The organism is Pseudoalteromonas sp. NBT06-2, assembly GCF_002276045.1.
In the GTDB taxonomy this organism is placed as follows: Bacteria; Pseudomonadota; Gammaproteobacteria; order Enterobacterales; family Alteromonadaceae; genus Pseudoalteromonas.
This window is the reverse complement of the sequence record NZ_NQMR01000394.1, coordinates 1-774: the sequence shown is the minus strand read 5'-3', so window position 1 is coordinate 774 and position 774 is coordinate 1. Positions and strand designations below refer to the sequence as shown.

The window sequence follows — 774 nt, the reverse complement described above, 5'->3', positions numbered from 1 at the left end:
GAAATGCGCGATCCCACCCTGGGTAAAATATCAACCAGAGTATTAAAAAGGGCCAATATTTTACAGATGTTTGACGCTAAAAAATAGGATAAGGAAATTGCAGAGTTATTAAGTGTTGGTACCGCAACAGTCTATCGAACAAAGACAAAATTTGTCGAAGATGGACTAACTGATGCTTTAAATGAAGGTAAACGTCCCGGTTATCCGTGAAAATTAGATGCTAATAAAAAAGCACTACTTGTCTCATTAGCATGTAGTAAACTACCTGAAAGATGCGGTCGTTGGACATTAAGTCCAATCGCGGATCAGTTCATTACCCTGACCAATACTGAGATAGTTTCAATAGAAACAATTCGACGATTATTTAAAGAAAACGATTTGGGTGTAGTTCCTTTGAATCGACGGGGTTTAAGAAACTGCTAACCATAGTTCCTTTGCTTTGATTGTCTTTTGTGGAAATCCCAATAGTCATTAAAATCTCCACTTGATTTTAATGACCGTAATTTCAGAATTGCTTCAGCCCCCTGTAAACTTCAACGTACTCCTGTAATATCTAATCTGTCATTGATTAGGTGTCGACAAGCTCCTTCGATAACACCGCTCGCAATGGGGTAGAAGCTTTTAAGCTCTTCACCATACTGTAAACGCACTTTGTTTTTCAGTAAATAATCTGCACATTTATCAATATTTTCTCGTTTAGTTAACCCCATGTTGCACTAATACGCATTCGATCATGTTCATATGTGTATTTGTATTCCACCAAAATTTTCAGTT

General features: G+C 37.1%; 1 protein-coding gene. It reads right to left on the bottom strand.

Annotation, left to right across the window (positions count from 1 at the left end):
- Positions 1–533: 533 nt before the first annotated feature.
- Positions 534–710: a hypothetical protein gene (locus tag CJF42_RS29625; protein WP_502694821.1), complete on the bottom strand. Its 177-nt coding sequence runs from the start codon at positions 708–710 to the stop codon at positions 534–536.
- Positions 711–774: the final 64 nt, after the last annotated feature.

What these genes read in the sequence shown, in the direction of transcription:
- CJF42_RS29625 (WP_502694821.1), bottom strand. Translation starts at nt 710, where the DNA reads ATGGGGTTAACTAAACGAGAAAATATTGATAAATGTGCAGATTATTTA.